General features: G+C 38.8%; 14 protein-coding genes. 3 read left to right on the top strand and 11 right to left on the bottom strand.

Annotated elements, in window-relative coordinates:
* Positions 1-16: 16 nt before the first annotated feature.
* The 9 genes from Q0976_RS22205 to Q0976_RS22165 all read right to left on the bottom strand — a co-directional run bounded on the left by Q0976_RS22205 (position 17) and on the right by Q0976_RS22165 (position 13,149).
* Positions 17-640, bottom strand: coding sequence for an LON peptidase substrate-binding domain-containing protein (locus tag Q0976_RS22205; protein ID WP_299496656.1), 624 nt, complete (start codon positions 638-640; stop codon positions 17-19).
* Positions 641-729: 89 nt separating this feature from the next.
* Complete coding sequence (locus Q0976_RS22200; protein ID WP_299496654.1) at positions 730-1,785, bottom strand: alpha/beta hydrolase; 1,056 nt, start codon at positions 1,783-1,785, stop codon at positions 730-732.
* Positions 1,786-2,064: 279 nt separating this feature from the next.
* Positions 2,065-3,519, bottom strand: coding sequence for a sugar porter family MFS transporter (locus Q0976_RS22195; RefSeq protein WP_299496653.1), 1,455 nt, complete (start codon positions 3,517-3,519; stop codon positions 2,065-2,067).
* Between the two features lie 257 nt (positions 3,520-3,776).
* A complete protein-coding gene (locus Q0976_RS22190; RefSeq protein ID WP_299496651.1) occupies positions 3,777-5,762 on the bottom strand; it encodes a Cache 3/Cache 2 fusion domain-containing protein in 1,986 nt (661 codons plus the stop codon).
* A 486-nt stretch (positions 5,763-6,248) separates the two neighbouring features.
* Positions 6,249-9,482 carry a CusA/CzcA family heavy metal efflux RND transporter gene (locus Q0976_RS22185; protein ID WP_299496649.1) on the bottom strand — a complete coding sequence of 1,078 codons (3,234 nt, stop codon included), beginning with the start codon at positions 9,480-9,482 and terminating at the stop codon, positions 6,249-6,251.
* 11 nt (positions 9,483-9,493) lie between these two features.
* Positions 9,494-10,768 (bottom strand): efflux RND transporter periplasmic adaptor subunit, encoded by a 1,275-nt coding sequence (locus Q0976_RS22180; RefSeq protein WP_299496647.1) that lies wholly within the window; start codon positions 10,766-10,768, stop codon positions 9,494-9,496.
* A gap of 13 nt (positions 10,769-10,781) precedes the next feature.
* Positions 10,782-12,080 carry a TolC family protein gene (locus Q0976_RS22175; RefSeq protein WP_299496644.1) on the bottom strand — a complete coding sequence of 433 codons (1,299 nt, stop codon included), beginning with the start codon at positions 12,078-12,080 and terminating at the stop codon, positions 10,782-10,784.
* Between the two features lie 283 nt (positions 12,081-12,363).
* The gene (locus Q0976_RS22170; protein WP_299496642.1) at positions 12,364-12,855 is read right to left on the bottom strand and encodes a hypothetical protein; all 492 of its coding nucleotides are present in this window, start codon (positions 12,853-12,855) and stop codon (positions 12,364-12,366) included.
* A gap of 129 nt (positions 12,856-12,984) precedes the next feature.
* Complete coding sequence (locus Q0976_RS22165; protein ID WP_299496640.1) at positions 12,985-13,149, bottom strand: DUF3012 domain-containing protein; 165 nt, start codon at positions 13,147-13,149, stop codon at positions 12,985-12,987.
* A gap of 447 nt (positions 13,150-13,596) precedes the next feature.
* Between Q0976_RS22165 and arfB the strand changes: the two genes are divergently transcribed.
* From arfB to Q0976_RS22150, 3 genes are all read left to right on the top strand, one after another.
* A complete protein-coding gene (gene arfB, locus Q0976_RS22160; RefSeq protein WP_299496638.1) occupies positions 13,597-14,013 on the top strand; it encodes an alternative ribosome rescue aminoacyl-tRNA hydrolase ArfB in 417 nt (138 codons plus the stop codon).
* A 90-nt stretch (positions 14,014-14,103) separates the two neighbouring features.
* Positions 14,104-14,550 (top strand): type II 3-dehydroquinate dehydratase, encoded by a 447-nt coding sequence (gene aroQ, locus Q0976_RS22155; protein ID WP_299496636.1) that lies wholly within the window; start codon positions 14,104-14,106, stop codon positions 14,548-14,550.
* A 25-nt stretch (positions 14,551-14,575) separates the two neighbouring features.
* Entirely contained in the window at positions 14,576-15,247 is a 672-nt protein-coding gene (locus Q0976_RS22150; protein ID WP_299496634.1) for an SDR family NAD(P)-dependent oxidoreductase, read from the top strand.
* A gap of 98 nt (positions 15,248-15,345) precedes the next feature.
* On the opposite strand, the gene Q0976_RS22145 is transcribed toward Q0976_RS22150, so the two are convergent.
* Both Q0976_RS22145 and Q0976_RS22140 read right to left on the bottom strand, forming a co-directional pair.
* Positions 15,346-16,776: a hypothetical protein gene (locus Q0976_RS22145; RefSeq protein ID WP_299496631.1), complete on the bottom strand. Its 1,431-nt coding sequence runs from the start codon at positions 16,774-16,776 to the stop codon at positions 15,346-15,348.
* Positions 16,777-17,223: 447 nt separating this feature from the next.
* A complete protein-coding gene (locus tag Q0976_RS22140; protein WP_299496629.1) occupies positions 17,224-18,669 on the bottom strand; it encodes a hypothetical protein in 1,446 nt (481 codons plus the stop codon).
* Between the last annotated feature and the right edge of the window lie 791 nt (positions 18,670-19,460).

The following is a 19,460-nucleotide window of genomic DNA, read 5'->3' as shown; positions in this document are numbered from 1 at the left end:
GAACACTCAATAAAAACTAGCGCATTTTTTTCACATCAAGATCGGTCAAACTACTATTTTCTTGTTTGTTAACATGCGACTGAATTAACTTAAACACGTACTCTAAAGTACGGTGACAATTGGGTTGACACACCAATCTCAACTTTTCATTATTATAAAGGGGTAATACTTCAAGCCAACGCTGACTCACCCAAGTCGCATCTTCTAAATTAATTTGAGTATATAGCTTTGACAACTCTTCATTCGCTTGAAAAAAATGCTCTAAAGCTGCGCTTAATATTTCATATTTCTCTGTAATAAGCTCAGTTCCCCAATTATCATAACGACGAGCTTGAGCCAGCCAAATCTTATCTTTTTGTTGTAAAGCAGAGACTATTTTTACTTTTTGAACCCCCTCTAACACTAACTCTAATGCGCCATCTTTTTGCTGATTAAAGTCAATCACATCGCACTGAGTAGCATAAGGATAACAAGGTAATTTACCATGTACTCTATGCATACCAAATATTAATGGATAACTTCCTTTTAACACTTCAGCTACCATCTTCAGATAATGAGGCTCGACAATTCTAACTTTTATCCTTCCCTGTGGTAATAATAAAGCATCACGGGTGAGTATTACCATTTCTTCTGTTTGCATAAGCCTTTTCCCATGAATGGGCAAGTAAGCTGCCACCTATCTTATAAAGTGTAGCAGCTAGGCTTATAATTATTTGTTGAAATACTGATTCAAAGCCTTTCAAGTTTATTTGCAATCGTTCCAGAGTGAATTACCTTATCAAAATCATCAGCTAAAGCATGACTCATCATGGCTGCATTTTTCCAATATTGAATTCTTTTCTCAGTATTTAACGATCTAAAGTCTCGTCTATCGGGTAGCTTAGAAAAAGGTAATCGCTCAATAAATTTATCCGTCGGTGTTAAAATTAATGCATTGTCATAATTACGCTTAGCTTGGCGCCAAGCCAGCGACTTATCAAACCAACCCGGCTTCATCATCGAATAAAAATGTGGATATATCGTCATTCCTTTTGCTTGCGTCAAAGTTAAATCAAAATGGTAATCTGTAATGCCACCATCATAATATTTTCCCTTTGGCGCTCCCTTGATATCTCTTACTGGCGCTAATACCCATGGAATGGCCCCACTCGCCACTAATACATGATTAATATTTTCGTTATGTAACGCAATATGTCGACTCGGTAAATCTTTTAATGCGCAAAAAGGGGAAGATAAATCATCCACCCCAAAAACACAGCGCTCAAAATGCCAAGCTAAACTCTTTCGACTTAATAAATTACTGGCCGCTGTCGCAGCCAGTCCCGCAGCCAATGCCATACGATTATCACCTGCATTTAAGTGTCGCGCTCGGCAGGTCACAAAATGACTCTTAATAACGGGATGAGCAATAATATCTGCGCCTTTATGGGAACCCAATAACTCCTTAATAATACCAGTCACATTCTTAGTAATAAAATCTGGTGTAGGTTTACCTTCGTAAACTTGATTAATATAAAGCTCTTCCAGCTTTTGATGCGCTTTTAGGGGATTTTCCTGCGCTAAACTCGCTAAGCGCCATGCACCAGAAGAGGCGCCGATAGTATATAAAGGCACTGTTCTATGCTTAAAGAATTCACCAAAAAGATAACGATCTAAACTTGCAAGACCTAACCACTTAGGTCCTCCTGATGCGGCAAACACTTGTGTAAAATCGTCAGCATCAAGCCCTCTTTCTAATATCGTTTTAAATGCAGTAGGCCCAGCTATAAAGCGTAGAGAAGACAAGACGACTCCTTATTGACACAATATTGATATCGGCCACGTTCAGGATACAATATCAATTTATCCAGCAACATTTCCAGAGCATTTTACTCCTAAAAAAGGCTTAAACTCGAGTATTCACTATGCTTTATGGAATAATAATCTAAAAACAGTTTTTTAATACCTGAGCGTATTAATAATACATTCCGTGATGAAACCAAAATGAATTAAAAAATACCATATCCCGTTAGAATAAAAACCATAAAAACCATAAAAACCATTACAATCAATTAATTATCTAAATTAGAATCGATGAATATCTTCTAATGTTTGCCGCTTTGTCTCATGAATATAACGAAAAATAAGTAACATAGAACATAAGGTAAAAATACAGTATAAACTGTAAGTTTCTGCCAATCCTATGTACGTTAATAACAAAGGAAAGCTCCTTATCATCGCAAAATGCACTAACCACAAAGTACAACCACTTAATGCCATTCCCAAGCCCCTCATTCTTTGAGGAAACATTTCAACCAATAATGCCCAAATAACCGGTCCCCAAGATAAGCTAAAAAAGAACACATACACATTAGCCGATATTAAAGCTAACCAATCATAAGCCCCTAAATTTAACTCTCCATTGAGACCAAATTCAGCATTAGCAAACGCATAAACCATTAAACCTAATGTTAGTGTCATTCCCAATGAACCAATAATTAAAAATGGTTTTCGCCCACATTTATCGATAAAGCAAAGTGTCAAACAACACCCAGCGATACTCACCATGCCAGTTATAATATTAATAAATAAAGTATCCGTTTCAGAAAAACCAACACCTTGCCATAAAACCGCACCATAATAATAAATCACATTGATCCCCATTAACTGTTGAAGCGCTGCCAACGTCAATGCTAACCAAAGCACATGTTTTATTTTCCCCCGACCCTCTTGCATCAAATCAGCAAAGCCCGGCTGTTGAGTAAAAGGCAATGATAATTTCAACTTCGCCACGACACTAGCCGCTTTTTGCTGCCCATGAAGCCGAATAAGTACTGAATGAGCAGCTCTTTGATTACCAATAGCAGCAAGAAATCGAGGACTTTCAGGAATAAAAAATAATAAAAATAGAAAAATAAATGCAGGTAACAATTCAATCCAAAACATCCAGCGCCATGCCTCAGCATCAAGCCAAAGTAGTTCGGTGGATTTCCCTGCTATATTAAGAAGCATATCATTGCTTAAACTTGCAGATAATAGTCCCAATAAAATTGCCATATATTGCAAACTAATTAAGCCCCCTCTGTATCGAGAAGGTGCGATTTCTGCAATATAAATTGGCGTAATGACAGACAGGACACCAATGGCTACTCCGCCTAACATTCGATAAAGAATAAAGCCAATAGAAGAGTCAGTAATACCAGCTCCCCAAGCACTGATCACGAGAAAGTTCGCTGCAATAATCAACAAAGAACGCCGACCTAAACGATCAACAAACATACCAGACATCAATGCACCCGCAGCGCCACCCAATAAAATAGCGGTAACATTAAAGCCACTGGCAATATGATTGCTTCCAAAAACAGAATACAAGCCATCGAAAGTGCCATTTATCACCCCAGTATCAAAGCCAACTAAAAAGCCACCCAGTGAACTAATCAGGCAAACAAAAATAACAAAGCTTATATTTTCAATACGATGAGGTAAATGGATTCGACTTGATTGAGTGGTGTGTTTATGACTCGAAATTTGTTGACTCACATTCACACTCCTTTAACTCTACTGACTAAAAAGAGTAAATTTTACCTTAACTCTATGACGATTTGAGTCCAAACTGCATCATCCCCATAAAATTTCTATAAATGACCGCTCTTTATTAATTAAAGTTAACCAAAAAAATCAATATTAACAACAAAAAACAACTAAAGAACAACAAGTATAATATCAATCATTTGACAATCGAATGATAACTGTTGACCCTTGATGCCTGAATCATCAAGGGCACTTTACAGAGACATTTAGTAAAAGTAATCGACTTGCTCAGTTAACTCTGTCGATAACTGCTGTAAGTTTTCAGCATTTTTTGCCGTTTTCGCCGCAATATTTTGGCTGTCTTGATTTAAACGACTAATTTCTGTGGCATTGACAGCAACCTCTTGAGTCACTTGAGCTTGCTCTTCTGCTGTTGCAGCAATCACTTCCGATTTACAAGCGATATCCGTCACTTGATCGGTAATTTGATCTAAGGCGACTCCAGCTTGCTGGGCTTGCTCTGTAACCTTTTTGCCTTTCAGTTGACTTTCTGACATCAAGCTCACAGCGCTCGTCGTATAATCCCTTAATTGAGCAATGATAGTCACCACTTCTTTCACTGAACCTTGGGTTCGATGTGCTAATGTTCGCACCTCATCGGCAACCACAGCAAAACCACGCCCTTGCTCACCCGCTCTTGCCGCTTCAATCGCTGCATTTAACGCTAATAAGTTTGTTTGTTCAGCCACTTCATCAATCATACGCGTCACCGCTTGTATACTTTCACTTTGACGGCTCACCATATCAATTGCTTCTGCTGATTGACGTAATTGGGTATTTAAATCTGCAATTTCCGCTCTTACCTCTTTAACCAATTGTGATCCAGATAAACTCACTTCATTAGCAGAGCGAACACTCACCGCAATACTTTCAACTTGTTCAGCAACAGATTGTGCCGATGAAGCCATTTGCTCAATCGCTGTAACCACTAATTCGACTTGTTGATGCTGTACATCAGATTGCAATAAACTCTCTTTAGCATCGGCGGCAACATGTTCTGCACGAGTTTGAACTTGCGCGCTCGCTTCTCGTATATTGGACACCAGTCCATTAAACTTAAATGCCATCACATGAAAACCATGAGTCAATTGCTTAATCTCATTATTTGAGTTGTCTTCCACTTCAGGAATACACAAACTTACTTGGCCTTGGCTAAGTTGTGCCATATAACCCGTTAGATCTTGTAAAGGCCTAGTCATTCGATACAGGAAAATGCTCAATAAGGTAAAAATAATCAGGGTCACAACCCCAGAGACTCCCATCACTAGCATCAATAAATGATTACTGCCCTTTGTCACTTCTTCAATATAAGATCCACCAATCAAGGTCCAATCCCAACCAGGAACTTGGGTATAAACTGCGTATTTCTCTTTCGTCTCACCCTTAATATTTTCAAAATAGCGGATCACACCATTTTCATTACTCACTATTTCTGAAAAAACTTTATCTCCATAGCTATCTTTGAGATCAAGTATCGATTCGCCTTGACGTTTCTTTTGTGGATGATAAAGATATTCACCCAAATAATCAGGATGGTGATTCGCTACTATGGTATAACCGCTATCTCCCCAACCAAGTAAAGCCAGATTAGCAAAAATGGTTTCAGAGGCATCTTCAATCGGTAAAGCGACGGCAGAAACCCCCCGCACGCGATGAAACTCATCTTTTATTGGCGAATAGTAACTGATGTACTCACGACCAAACAAACGCACTTTATCGTAATAAGGCTTACCATTCAGTAACTTAGCATAAGCAGGGTGACCTTGCCCTAATATGGCCCCGGATCCTCTATCACTTGTATCTGTTTTCAAGGTAGTAGCCACACGAACAAATTCATTATCTGAAGCAAGGAAGATGGTCGCAGTCACATCTGTATCATGAGTGAATCTATCAACAATACTCGTATCACCAATAATAGACTGCCCGTTAATCACAGCATTATTGACCGCTTTACCGCCATAAACCACATCATCATTAGTGAAGGTCAACCCATATAAATATCCCGAACGAAAAGTGACTTCCAAATCTTTTGCCACATCAATATAACTCACAAATTGGCTCGCAATAGTATCTGATAATACACTGAGTTTAGATTGATGCTCTTTTAAGGTTTGCTGCATCAATAAAGCCGATGCTTGTTGATAAACAACGGCTGCAATCGATACACAAGCTATGATCAAAAACAAGCTCATCGCTAGTCTCAATTGAAAACGTATACTCTGATTTTTTATCTTATTCCACATGTTCCATTTACAGAGAAAAGCCCCTTCTCTGCCTCGCACCTATATAATGCTGCGGATTATGTATTCGAAACATATTGGTGTAAACACAGCTATTTAGCGCATATGGATAAGAAAACAGTCAAAATAGGTAAGTAAGAAAGGTCATATCACTAAAAAAAGAATTCAAATAATGCATTTTCGCAGTCACATTTATCATCACGAATATTGTAGTAAGCCCCGTAGAATAAGGAATACATGAATAAGTCATATTTTCTTGCAAGCAAATATGCTTCAAACACGATGAAAATCATTGGCAATGAATTTCATTCAAACAGTTAAGCCTAAACTAGACCTATGTCTAAACGTAAAAAAGTTTACTCACCACTATCTGTTTGTAAAAAAAAGCGGCCATGTTGGCCGCCAATGATATTCATCCTATCACTTCAGGATAATTCACTAGGTTTCGCTAATAGGCTCACGTCGCTTACCACTATATAACCAACGATAGATAGTCGGTAATACCAATAAAGTAAGCGCTGTTGCCGTAAATAAACCACCAATAATCACCACAGCAAGGGGTTTTTGAATTTCACTTCCCGTACCGTTAGAGATGAGAATAGGAATTAAGCCTAACGAAGACGTTAACGCTGTCATTAATACCGGGCGTAAGCGTCCTACTGTACCTTCATAAACCGCTTCATATAAGCTCTCATCGGTTTCATACTCGAGTCCACGTCGCCGCTGATTTATCGAGTCAACCAACACCACCCCATTCAGAACGGCAACCCCAAATAGGGTAATAAAGCCAATGGAGCTTGGCACCGACAAATAAGTCCCACTGATATATAACGCCACAATGCCACCAATCAATGCTAAAGGCACATTAACCATAATCAAGGCAACTTGCTTGAGAGAACCAAAAGAAAAGAATAACAATAATCCAATCAATGCAATTGACATAGGCACAACCACCATCAATTTAGCTTGAGCACGTAGCTGACTTTCATATTGCCCACCAACGACCACAGTGTACCCCGGCTTTAAGTCAAGTTTAGGCACCAAAGCATAGATATCTTTTACCACCGACCCCATATCTCTGCCCGATACATTGGCCAATACCACAACTCGCCTTTGTACATCATCACGACGAATATTAGGCGGAGCCATCTCAACAGTCACATCAGCCACCTCCGCAAGACGAATGGTCGAACCTTTTGGACCACTTAATAATAAATTACTAATTGCATTTGGGGAGTTACGATATTTTTCTGCTAATCGCACATTTACATTATAACGAGCATTACCATCTAATACTTGTCCCGCATTCACACTACCAATGCTATCACTGACCACTTTTAAGACCTGATCCGCACTGATCCCATATCGCGCTAACGCATCACGTTTTGGCCTAACCACCAGTTGTGCCTCACCACTCACTTGCTCTAAAGACACATCAACAGCACCTGGAACTGAAGCAACTAAATCAGTAAAGTCTTTACCTTTATTAGCAAGTTCGGTGAGATCAGGGCCAAATATCTTAATCGCCAGCTGCGCTTTCACACCTGATAATAACTCATCCACTCGAGTCGCAATCGGTTGCGAAAAGTTAAATAAGAGACCGGGGTAAACACTCAACTTTTCCTGCATTTTTCTTTGTAATTCAATACGAGATTTTGCCGTAGTCCACTCTTCTATTGGTTTAAGACCGACATAAATTTCGACATTACTCATCGCCTCAGGATCGCCCCCCAACTCAGCCGCACCAATACGACTCAGAGCATAGGTAACTTCAGGAAACTCAAGTAACAAATTTTCTAATTTAGACGCCACAGCTAAGGACGTATCTAAACTGGATGTCGGTGCTAAGGTTACCCTTAAATTAATGGTTCCCTCTTCAAGCTCTGGCACAAACTCAGTCCCTAATTTGGGCAATAACATAATACTGCCAACAAAAAGCAATACCGCAGCACTCACCACCGTTTTAGGTCTGGCCATCACAAAAGTCAGTAACTTGCGATAGGCATTATCAATAGGCCTTAACACCACACTTTCTTTCATGGTGACGCCACGTTTAAATAAATACACAGCAATTGCAGGCACAACCAAAAGGGCTGATACTAAAGATCCAATCATTGCTAAAATGATACTGATGGCCATGGGCTGAAATAATTTACCTTCCACCCCTTCCAGCGCAAACAACGGAGCAAAAACAACGATAATAATGGCGGTTGCAAAGAAAATAGGGCTACATACTTCTTTGGCTGCCAATAATACTCGCATCGTGATCCCTTCACTGCCACCAGCAAGACTGGCGTCTTCGTCTGCGTGATGAGGGTCAAACTCACCATCTGAGCGCTCTCTCGCTTCAGATAAATGCCGCCTGTCAGGTTGCGTTAAGTGCTTAAAGATGTTTTCAACCATCACCACAGAGCCATCGACTAACATACCGATAGCCACCGCCAGTCCCCCTAATGACATCAAGTTTGCCGACATGCCATAAAATGACATAATCAGCAATGCCATCCCCACAGAGATAGGAATTGAAACCAATACTAAGAATGTTGCTCGAATATTGACTAAAAATAAAGCCAGAATGATGATGATGAAAATAAACGCCATCACTAAAGCTTCAATAACGGTTTGTACGGCCTTATTCACCAATTCAGCTTGATCATAATAGACATCAAACTGCACACCCTCTGGCAAAGCTTGTTTCACTAAAGCAATTCTGTCTTCTACGTCATTAATGGTTTCTTTGGTATTAGCGCCAACGCGTTTAAGTACGATACCCGCAACCACCTCACCAAGATTCACCGGCTTACCCGTTTCATCTCGCTCGGCCATGCTCACAGCACCCACACGTATTTCAGTACCGAAACCCACAGTGGCTAAATCACTAATATAAACAGGGGTACCATCAACTTCTGTGACAGGAATTTCTCTAATGGCTTTAAGTCCCGGTTTCCCTGGCGGTAATAAACCATATCCCCGCACCACTAGCTGTTCTTGACCTTGCTCCATATACCAACCACCAGTATTGCGGTTGTTACTTTCCAGCGCATCCGTCACTTGCTTCATGGTCAATCCGTAACTGCGCATCTTGTTCGGATCCACCTTCACTTGATATTGCAACACTTCGCCACCAAAGGACAAAATATCGGTCACACCACCAGCAGGCATTAGAATCAATTTGATCAAGTAATCATTTAAACTGCGCAATTCAGCTGTATTGATGTCAGAACCCGGTTTGGGCCTCAACACATACTGAAATATTTGTCCTAACCCTGTACTGTTTGGACCCATTTGAGGAATACCCACGCCAGGCGGGATCATACTCTTAGCCGCTTGTAACTGTTCTAAAACCAACTGACGAGCAAAATAAATATCCGTTGATTCTGAAAATATAACCGTCACAACCGACAAACCTGTTCGAGACAACGATCGCACTTGTGTCACACCAGGTAGGGCATACATTGCCGACTCAACGGGATAACTAATCAGTTTTTCCACTTCTTCCGCTGCAAGACCCGCTGCTTGAGTATTAATGGTAACCTGAACATTCGTCACATCAGGAAAAGCATCAAGATTCAATTTGGGTAACATAATAAAACAAGCAATCGCCAGCCCAAATAAGCTTAAGATCACCATTAGGCGATTACGCACCGCCCCATCAATTAACTTCTGTAGCATAATTAAAACCCTTAATGACCGTCGGCGTCAAAACCTGTCTTAGAACGTTCAGAAGCAAGGAAAAAAGCGCCTGAAATGACAACATTTGAATCAGGCTTAATACCTCTGATCAAATTCATACCTCTTTGGCTCTCAATAAGTTTGATTTCATGTGACACAAATCCTTCAGGCTCTTCGGTATACACTTGCCAATCACCGTCATTACTGCGGGTCAGCGCAGAATCAGGCACAACAATACCGCCTTCTTTTGCATCGGGCAGGTAAATCTCAGCAAATTGTCCGGCATGTAACTCATGGCCTGTATTATCAAAACTCAGTACCACTTTTTCAGTACGCGTTTGACTATTAAATTCGTGAGACCGGCCAATAATTTTAGCTTCTACGGTTTTTTTACCCACTTTGACCAAAGCAACATTACCGACGCTAATCCCTTCTGCTTGATCTGGCGTCAACTGTGCATCCACCCAAAGATAAGACTCATCAGTTAACTGCATTAACGGCGTCCCTCCCACAATCACCTGACCTAATTCAGCAATATCTTGCTGCACTCGACCGTTTATTGGGGCTAACAGTTGATAGCGACCGATAGTATTTGGGTTTTTCTCTAAACCTGTGATTTGCTCATCTGTCATTTGCAGTGCTTGTAGTGTGGCACGCGCCAATTCAGCAGATACTTGAGACTGTAATCGACGACTCGCACTAACCGCATTCTTACTCATACTTTTAATACGATTCCAATCCGCTGCAGCAGTGACATAAGTAGATTGTGCTTGTGCAACAGCAGAGCCACCTAAGGTCAATAATGGTTCCCCCTTCACCACTTCTTGACCCGGTAACACATGACGCTTTTCAACCAACACTTCAAGTTGTGGCGCAAGTACAACAGTGCGATTTCTATCAACCACCAAACTTGCTGTCGCAACGGCTTCCAAACTAAAAGTTTGACTTGCCAATTTAACCACTTCAATACCAGCCATTGCACGCTGTGCAGGAGTTAACTGTACCGGCTCTAAGCCATGCTCTGCTTCACTATCAAGGCCTTTTTTACTCTGGTTTACAGTGCTCGCCACAGAGTCTGCTTGCTCATTACTTGGCTTGTCATTATTTGCCGCCATTGCTGGAAAAGTAACCCAGACTCCTAAGCTCAGCATAACCGACAAACTAACGGCTTTACTCAATTCATTTAATTTCATATATTGGCGCGTCTTCACAACATTTGAGTTATCTTGCATATTAGCTTGAGTGTTCATATTCATCTTATTTTTAAAATCAAAAGAGTGTGTCATAGTCAATTCATTCCTATTTACTCGCAGAAGCTGGAAGTTGCTGATCAATAAAACGTTCTAATTGTCCACTCTCCCCCATCCACCCTAACCAAATTTGATATAAAGCCCCTTCAAGTGTTAAGCCAGCCGTATAACTACTGGTTAATTGACGTTGCCCTTGTAAATAATCACTGGTACTGATATCCCCGGTTTTCCATTGCTGACTGATGGATATGGCCGCATCTCGCGCCGAGTTTTGCACCACATCACGCCAATCCACATAACGCTCCATCAACCGAGGTAAACTACGTTCAAATTGTTTTTGTTGCTGGGTAAGTACCCGTTCTTTGCCTAAGTAAACTTGCTCAGATACTGCGATTTTTTGACTGGCAACTTCTAAATTTTTACTGTAGTTATTACGGATCTGCAGTGGCACTGATACTCCAACCCCCACAAGGCTTCCACTCCCTTCTCGACCCGCTGTTAAACTTAATGTGGGATCCGCTGCTGTTTGTGCTTTAACTTTATCGACACCTAATTTTGCTAGCATCACTTGCTGGTATGCACTTTTTAAAGCCGGTAGATCAGGCGTCACTTCAGTTACACTCGCACTCGCTGAAAGCGCATTAACAAAATCCTCAAATGGTAAATCAACATCTCCAAACAACGCCAACACTTTACCGTCTGCGGCCAGTGAAGCTTGTTCTGCCATCGCAAAATTTGCGGCATTATTAGCAAGATCTAATTCCATCATTTTGACTTCAACATTAGACAAATCTCCAGTTTGCAAACGCTGTTTGGCAATCGCTAACTGTGCTTTAGCAAGGTTATATTGCTGTTGTTGAAATTTAAGTTTTTTCTTGGCGAGATTCTGAGTAGCTAATGCTTGTAGCCGCGTTGATAACATTTGATTACGCTCAAGGGTAATCGTTGACAGTAATACCTCAGCTTGAAGTTGAGCCATGCGAGTAGCCGCACCACGTTTATCACCCCAATCTATAGTTTGATTCAAACCTAAACTGTATTGAGTATCAATCCCTTTTTGATAGTTCGCCCCAACTTCAGGGTTATATACCGCCTTATCAGCCGCTTGAATACTCAATTTGGCTTCCTGCTGTCTTGCAATTTGAGCCTGCACTTCGGGTAATGCATTAAAACGTTGCATCACTTTAGGTAACCAGTCACTCAGCCCCTTGGTGTTTGTTGTGGGATCAATACTGGGACTCACTTGAGCGGCTGATAATATATTATCTTCAGCAGCAAATACCTGAACACTAAAAGCATTCATGGATAAATACCCCATCAACAAACTTGATATTAAGGTTTTTTTCATCTCGCATCCTATAAATACAAACACTTAAATATGGTTCCGTTTTGATTAATCATAATTTAGCTTGCATAAAATCAAGCTTATTAAACGGATTGGGTGATAAGCAACATCATAAAAAGACGCAAGGTATCTGCAAATTGAACACACAAAAAACCTAACTTAACGTCAATGATGCCGAGTTAAATGATCATGGTTTAAAAAGTATTAACGCTTTTAAATGAAACTGCGAAATTAAAAGCTAAATTAAATTTCTTTTTTCATAAAATCATCACTTAACTCAATTAGTTCAGGCAATTGGAGGTTTTTCAAGTAATAAAATAGCTGGAGGTAAATATTGTGGGTTTTGCGTGTTCACAGGAACACTAAAAAAATGGAAAGCCACAAACTTAAAGGTAGAAGTAAAAATGATGTGCCCACCATGACACTTACATTCATCACATAAGTCATTATCAATGAAACACTTATCGACATCGAATCCAGAAAACTCACAGGCTATGACTTCATTCTGAGGGTGTAATTGCTCCCTTAAATTTATTACATTTTGTTTATCAAGGGACGTATGCATTAAAGAGTAAGTTGAAAGTTGAAAAGCGAACTTATTAATTAGTTCTGTATGATTTAAATCAGTATCATAATAGTTGTTCTGATAGCTAAGTCCCCATAACGACTCCACATCAAAAGTCTTTGCTTCAACATTTACGGCAACAAATTGCAGTAGCGTAATAGCAAAAAAGACTCTGACTATGGAGTAAATATTCTGAGACTGAAATAAACGCAAAAAACACCTTTAATATTTAATTGAGTTCTCTAATCTATGAGCGCCATTGTATATAAAAGTTCATCTATAGCAAACTTTCACTTAATGTGTGTTATCAACATGTAAAGTTATAAAGCTGGGTTTTTTACGCTAATTAAAAATACAATGTTTCGCATAATCAGCAGCTTCATTAGCAGTCCAATCACCTGATGGCTTATTACTCATTTGTTTACACCAATCTTCACTTCCTACTTTAGGAGTACAAGCTGTTAAAAGCAAAGCAATAAAAATAATTCCACTTTTAAGTATAGACATTTAAATTCCTTTCAATATTCAAAAAATAATTTTTAGTTATCATTTTCGCTAACATTACCTTTGCAATAGCGACAATTAAATTCTCATTTAAAAAATATTCTAACTCATTTTATCTCTTTGAGACTGACATAAAATTGATATTAACAAAATAAATTATATTAAAAAATAAAACAATGACTTAAACTCAAGCTTAAATATTAATAATCAAAAAACGCTATATAATAAATGTATACTCACAATTTATGTTTTAAAAAAGCATAAAAAGTTAAAATAAGAAACAAAAATAAAACATAACAACTCACCTAAATCAAAATAAAATACATAAGAGTCAAAGAGTGGCGTCATATTAAAATTAGAAACAGAAAAGCCGTCCACTTCAAACATTCCAGTATTAAATTCAAAAAAAATGCTATGATGTCATCACTAACGTACTCAATTAGCGTATAAATGATAAAAATATCCAACTCTGTATATATTGCTGAACATGAAATTGAATGGCAATTTATTCGCTCTAGCGGTGCAGGAGGCCAGCACCTCAATAAAGTGTCCACTGCCGCACAATTAATCTTCGACATTAAATCATCATCTTTACCGCCTTTTTATCAGCATGCCCTTCTTAACAAAGCCGATCATCGTATTAGTAAAAGCGGTAAAATCATTATAAAATGTCAACAAAGTCGCAGCCAAGATGCCAACCGTCAAACAGCCCTCGCACAATTTATCGAACTTGTTTCCAGTGCAGGAAAAATACAAAAAAAACGGATTGCCACTAAACCGACAAAAAATAGTCAACAGCGACGTATTACTGCAAAAAAACAAAAAGGACTCACAAAAAGCCTAAGACAAAGTAAGTCAGATTACTAAATGTAATTTAATCCACTTATACTCGACAAATTCTCTGTTATTTGCTGAAATTAGATATAGACACTCTCCCCCGATTAAAAGGCAGTTCCCATGGTTGTGCAACACAAAATTCTATTAGTCAATGGACCTAATTTAAATTTATTAGGTAAACGAGAACCTGGGCACTATGGCCACCATACACTCCATGAAATTGTGGACGAACTCACTAAAGAAGCCGCATTAAATCATATTGAGATAGAACACATTCAATCTAATGCCGAACATGAATTAATCGCTGCTATTCATAACACCACTGCAGAATTTGTTATTATTAATCCTGCTGCTTTTACCCATACCAGTGTTGCACTAAGAGATGCTTTACTCGGCGTCGCACTCCCCTTTATTGAAGTTCATTTATCCAACGTCCACAGCAGAGAATCCTTTAGACATCACTCTTATTTTTCAGATAAAGCCATTGGCGTCATTTGCGGCCTAGGGGCTCAAGGTTACTATTTTGCACTTCAATCAGCAGTAACGCACCTTCAAGCTAACAAATAACGCTATCGTTTTAAAAGGATCAGCTATGATAATGATCACAGGTGCAAGTAGTGGCTTGGGCGCAGCGCTCGCAAAAAACTATGCGCTCGATAATGAACATTTATTTTTAACAGGAAGAAACCCCCAACGTCTTAAACAAATAGCACAGCAGTTACAATCGACTCAACCCATCAATATATATCCAGCAGATTTATCAAACCCGCAGGATATTAAACCGTTATTTGATGCACTGCCCTGCACACCAGCAAAGCTTATTCATTGTGCTGGAAGTGGCCTTTTTGGTGCAATCGAAACACAAGACCCCACCGACATTAAGCAGTTGATTGATAATAATGTCACATCTTGTATTTATGTATTACAAGAAGCTGTTAAGCGCTATAAAGACAAGCCACTTTCACTGGTTATTATCATGTCTAGCGCAGCGCAAACTGCCAAAGCAAATGAATCAACCTATTGCGCAGCAAAATGGGCAGTCAAAGGCTTCATCAGTGCCTTAAAACTCGAGCTTAAAGCCAGTCCCATAAACATTATTGCGGTATACCCAGGTGGAATGGATACCTCATTTTGGTCAACCAGCGGAACCCAACAAGACACTCGTACTTTTATGCAAGCAAGCGAAGCGGCTTTAATGCTTAAACACGCTTTAATTGATACTGAAAAAGGCTACATTTCAGAGATCAGTATTGATAGATATTAGCCTTTATCCCCCAAGTGAAATGAAGGGCAAGTTTCAATGCCTTCATGTCACTTGGGGATAGCGAGGTAGAATCCCACTTCAACTTTATGTCAACTTATTTATATGCTTGAATTGTCTAACAAACTAAGGTATTCGGCTATCACACCACACACGGCTTGATTGCCTCCACTGTTGCATTGAGCTTGCATTTCATTATCAGCTTCACCGATATCGGCAATCCAAACATTATCGACTAACTGATAATTCACCCATATATTCTCATCAAAATTCAACATCCCTCTCACATTTAGCAATTGATCTAGTTCAACTTTATTACGAGGTGTTGCAAAAACATACTCACCATCAGACAAGGCTGAACAAGCATTTTCAGCATCAAAAAAATTCACATTGCTATCTGTTAATGCCCATTGTGCTGTGACTCGTGCACCATTGATATCAACAAGTTTTCGACAAGCAGCAATATAAGAATGACTACAATTAGCATCATAAAAACGATCTGATCCCTCATTCAATTTCGCACAAGACCCAGAACCATTGGGCTGTCGAGTTAGCTCATCCCAGCTCCAAATCAAATCTTTTGCGGCAACAGGTAACTCTCCGTCAACTTTCCAGTCATCCCCATTTGCCCCAAAGCCATAAGTTTCAAAAATATTCAAGCCAGCGGTCAAAAAGTCTGTAACATTACTCGGCTTCAGTTTAAGTGGCTTAACATCTAATATCCCTAAATTATAAAGCACACCTCCTTTTGTCATACCATCCTTAACTCGCGTCATATCAGTCGATGTTGACCGAGTCAGTGCAATATCATCAACGTATTTATAGTCTTCCATCATGCTTTGTGAAGTAAAAACCATGCTGTTAAAGGTATTATTGCTATAGCAATCACTACTAAAAAGGACAATATTCTTGCCAGATGCTAATACTTTACTTTTTGTTAATACGCTTGGTAATACACTACAACCATCACTGGGTGAAAGCATAAAGGCACTGGGCAAATAATACTCATCATAAATATTATCTAATTGTTTATGCACTTTATTAATATTTTCTTCACCCGATTCAGCTAACTCCACTTTCAATAGGATCACTTCCCCACGATGACCATCATCCAACCACTCAACAAGATCATCCAATGCATTAGTCAGCTTTCGATTACCAGTATAACTATCAACACAAGATCCATAACCCCAAAGCTGAAAACCAGTATTATTATGACAGAGTCGCACTGCATCATCATCGTAGTGAATGTCAAAAACTAACTCTCTAATACCACTATCAAGTTGCTGCTTGAGTGACATACTCTGATTAGTCCAATCACTATACAAATTATCGTCATCAGCATTAGAAAATGAATTATGTGTTCCAGCCCAAGTCGTTTCATAAAAAGGCGCGTCATTATCAATGTGAGCCTGAATATTCAACGCCCTCATCCCCCACTCTTGAGCAGTTTCAGCTTGTACCCCTCCAAATTGACAACAAATTGCCAATATCCCTCCTACTTTAATAAAGTGAAAAATACCTTTATGCATAATGAGTCCCTCTACATATTTATTATTATTATTTTTACTCGTAAAAATACGAATCAAAGCGTTCAAAAACAAACCAAATAAATAACTTTTAATACTAAAAAGCAACATAAATTAAATAAAATACATATTATTTGTCACTTTACAGCTTATTAGACTAGTGAATAACCATGCAAAAATTGTAAAAAACAAAACATACTCACTAAATCAATTAAGCTATTTAGTGTATTTATTCTAGTTATTGTTAACTTGAGAAAATATTGGACTAAAATTTAGTCCACCACCTTAAGTAGGCTAATAAATAAGCAAAAGATAGGCTAGGCAAATAAAAGGTGAAACTAAACAATAAGCAAATCAATTAACGCTTGATCTCGCTAAGCACAATAAAAGCAAGGTATAAAAGAAGAAAACCAATAAGCCTCCTTCTTTGATATCAATCAGAGTTAAAAATTAAAGACTTGTACCATCGAGTAATTGCCTATAACTATCGATGACACTGCATATATTTAACTGACTATTGACCTCACACATGGCAACCATTTCATCATCAGCTTCTCCAATATCTGCCACCCATACGCCATCTAGCAACTGATAGTTTAGCCAAAGGTGAGTAGTAATCTCGGCATTATTCCTAACCTGTAATAACGCATCCAATTCAACTTTATTGCGAGGAGTGGCAAAAACATATTCACCATTATCCAAAGCTAAACACGCATTTTCGGCATCACTAAAATTAACTAAGGTATCCGTTAACGCCCACATCTTAGACACCCTCTCAGCGCTATCATCGACCAATTTACGGCAAGCGGCAATATAACCTATAGAACAACTAACATCATGAAAACGATCGGTACTGCCACCTAAAATGGCACAATTTCCTGATCCATCCGGTTCTAAACTATTATCATCCCAGCTCCATACTAAATCTTTAGCAGAAACGGGATATTCTCCATCGGCTTTCCATGAAGAGCCATCGGCTTCAAATCCGTAAGTTTCAAAAATATTCAATCCCGCACTTAAATAATCTCCAACAGTGCTGGGACGTAATTTGGTTTTTCCACTATCAAGTGCTCCAGAACCATAGAGCACACCACCCTTGGTGTAGCCATCTTTAACACGAGTCATATCCGTTGTATGAATGCGCGTATCATAAACATCATCAGGATCAGTATAATCTTCCATCAAGCCTTCAGTTGAGAAAACCATGTCATGAAAACCATTATTGTCATAACAATCTCCACCAAAAACCACAATATTTTTCCCAGATGCGAGCACTTTACTCTTGGTCAGTGTCACTGGTAGAGCTGTACAGCCATATTCAGTTTCTTCGTGATAAGAGACCTCACTAGGTAAATAATATTCTTCATCAATGTTGTCGATTTTTTTACGCACTTTATTAATATTATTTTTACCTGATTTTGCTAGCTCAATTTTTAATAAAATCACTTCATCTCTATGGCCATCATCTAACCACTCAACCAGGTCGTCCAGCGCCTTTGATAACTTTCGATTGCCCGTATAGCCATCAATACATTCACCAATCCCTAAGACTTGTACACCAGAATTGTTATGGCAAACTCTCACTGCACTGTCATCATAATGCACATCAAAAACGAGCTCTCGAATACCACTGTCTAGTTGCTGCTTGATGGACATGCTTTGATTAGTCCAATCGGCGTTTAAATTATCATCATCTGCATTAGCAAAAGAATTATGAGTTCCCGGCCAAGTCGTTTCATAAAAAGGCGCATCATGATCAATTCGATTTTGAATATTCAGCGCCCTTTTCCCCCATTCTTCAACCGTTTCAGCGTGAGCTAGCGGTATAATATTCATCGATGCAACTAACACAGTGCCCAATGCTCTTCCAATTTTTCTTTTGAATAATAAAGCCATTTTTATCTTCCTTTTTATTATTTTTAATAGGTATCTCCAAATAAATTAATAACATAAACAGAGCAAATAAAAACCAAATTGATCACTTAAGAAACAATAATATGACCAATTGAAACAAATTAAGAAAAGGTAAAGATAAATAACTCACAAACCTTGCGTATAATCCATTATATATTGTCAATTGAATAGCAGACTTCACTAGCGCCCTCAACAACAGATGAGTAATTACTCTAAATTTATTTTTCTATATGCAGATGGCATGCAAAGAACTCTTTTTCTATTCCTTAATGGAATAAAACAAAAAAAAAATAAAATAACCCAAATTAGAAACAAATAGCAAACATAAAAACCCATTTTAAATAACACTGAGAAGGGTTGAGGCTGGAACAGTTAGAATATTATTTTCAGCTGCATTATGTAGCGCGGAGAAAGGATGAATAAGCAATAAAGGGAATATTTTGACAAAATAAAAGTGGTTGCGTGAAGCTGGATTACTCTCTATAAATGCTTTGGCAACGACCTTCGCCAATCTCATCATAAAAAAGTTGAGCCCGACGAGCGACCAAACTGCTCCATTCACGAATCCGATTTTATTCGCTAGATTGATTCATCACTAAAAATCATAGTAACAAAATCATAGTAATAAACTAAAAGTAGAAATAATGAAAAATATAGACAAAGAAGATAAATAGAGGGAAGTAAAAATAGAAATAAAAAGTGGTTGCGGGAGCTGGATTTGAACCAACGACCTTCGGGTTATGAGCCCGACGAGCTACCAAACTGCTCCATCC

The sequence above is a fragment of the uncultured Shewanella sp. genome (assembly GCF_947501665.1).
Taxonomy (GTDB): Bacteria; Pseudomonadota; Gammaproteobacteria; order Enterobacterales; family Shewanellaceae; genus Shewanella.
This window is presented reverse-complemented; position numbering and strand designations above follow the sequence as displayed.

What these genes read in the sequence shown, in the direction of transcription:
- Q0976_RS22205 (WP_299496656.1), bottom strand. Translation starts at nt 640, where the DNA reads ATGCAAACAGAAGAAATGGTAATACTCACCCGTGATGCTTTATTATTA.
- Q0976_RS22190 (WP_299496651.1), bottom strand. Translation starts at nt 5,762, where the DNA reads ATGAGCTTGTTTTTGATCATAGCTTGTGTATCGATTGCAGCCGTTGTT.
- Q0976_RS22185 (WP_299496649.1), bottom strand. Translation starts at nt 9,482, where the DNA reads ATGCTACAGAAGTTAATTGATGGGGCGGTGCGTAATCGCCTAATGGTG.
- Q0976_RS22180 (WP_299496647.1), bottom strand. Translation starts at nt 10,768, where the DNA reads ATGACACACTCTTTTGATTTTAAAAATAAGATGAATATGAACACTCAA.
- Q0976_RS22175 (WP_299496644.1), bottom strand. Translation starts at nt 12,080, where the DNA reads ATGAAAAAAACCTTAATATCAAGTTTGTTGATGGGGTATTTATCCATG.
- Q0976_RS22165 (WP_299496640.1), bottom strand. Translation starts at nt 13,149, where the DNA reads ATGTCTATACTTAAAAGTGGAATTATTTTTATTGCTTTGCTTTTAACA.
- arfB (WP_299496638.1), top strand. Translation starts at nt 13,597, where the DNA reads ATGATAAAAATATCCAACTCTGTATATATTGCTGAACATGAAATTGAA.
- aroQ (WP_299496636.1), top strand. Translation starts at nt 14,104, where the DNA reads ATGGTTGTGCAACACAAAATTCTATTAGTCAATGGACCTAATTTAAAT.
- Q0976_RS22150 (WP_299496634.1), top strand. Translation starts at nt 14,576, where the DNA reads ATGATAATGATCACAGGTGCAAGTAGTGGCTTGGGCGCAGCGCTCGCA.
- Q0976_RS22145 (WP_299496631.1), bottom strand. Translation starts at nt 16,776, where the DNA reads ATGCATAAAGGTATTTTTCACTTTATTAAAGTAGGAGGGATATTGGCA.
- Q0976_RS22140 (WP_299496629.1), bottom strand. Translation starts at nt 18,669, where the DNA reads ATGGCTTTATTATTCAAAAGAAAAATTGGAAGAGCATTGGGCACTGTG.